The sequence below is a fragment of the Azospirillum griseum genome (assembly GCF_003966125.1).
In the GTDB taxonomy this organism is placed as follows: Bacteria; Pseudomonadota; Alphaproteobacteria; order Azospirillales; family Azospirillaceae; genus Azospirillum; species Azospirillum griseum.
In genome coordinates, this window is record NZ_RXMA01000140.1 from 1 (window position 1) to 439 (window position 439).

A 439-nucleotide genomic window follows, 5' to 3' on the forward strand; every position below is an offset into this window, starting at 1 on the left:
AGGGGGGAGATAACCGATTCTGGCTGTCAGAAAGTACAGGCAGCGGTTTTGTCGCGCCCCACATGGTGGTCGCTGAAGGCGGCACCTTCCAGGTCGGTCAAGCGCAATACGCCGACGTCAATGGTGACGGCAAAGCCGATCTTCTCTTTCAGGACAACGACAACAATTTCTACCTGTCGGAAAGCACAGGCAACGGCTTTGCGTCGCCGCATCTTGTGACTGACCATGACGGCAGTTTCCAGGTCGGCCAAGCGCAATATGCCGACATAACCGGCGATGGCAAAGCCGACCTCATCTTCCAGGGGAACGACAATCGGTTCTGGTTGTCAGAAAGCACCGGCAGTGGTTTTGCGTCCGCTCACGTGGCTGTTGCCCATGGTGGCGCTTTCGTCGCTGGCAAGGCGCAATATGCCGATGTCAATGGTGATGGTAAAGCCGA

At 56.7% G+C, this 439-nt stretch carries 1 protein-coding gene; it reads left to right on the forward strand.

Annotated elements, in window-relative coordinates; genetic code table 11:
* On the forward strand, window positions 1-439 hold a 439-nt coding region (locus tag EJ903_RS26525; protein ID WP_148105333.1), incomplete at both ends, for an FG-GAP repeat domain-containing protein.